The following is a 234-nucleotide window of genomic DNA, read 5'->3' as shown; positions in this document are numbered from 1 at the left end:
GCACCAGATGGGCGAGCAGTGCGCCCGTCGCATAGAATTTGCGGCCGGTGACGACGACGTGATCGCCATCCTCCTGAAAGCGTGTCGCGAAATCGGCCGCGCGCTTCGTCCCGAACTCGGAAAAGGCGTTGCCGAAGCTTTCGCCGGCCAGCACACGATCGAAGAGCAGAGCCTGTTGTTCGGGCGGCGACGTGGTGCGGATCGCTGCCACGACGCCGATATGGTTCTGGGGAA

The 234-nt window shown here is 63.7% G+C and carries 1 pseudogene; it reads right to left on the bottom strand.

The features are described 5' to 3' along the window. Positions 1-234: pseudogene (locus AC0L2P_RS32515) on the bottom strand (SfnB family sulfur acquisition oxidoreductase); the annotation flags it as partial.

It is taken from the genome of Mesorhizobium sp. WSM4836 (assembly GCF_055811815.1).
This window is presented reverse-complemented; position numbering and strand designations above follow the sequence as displayed.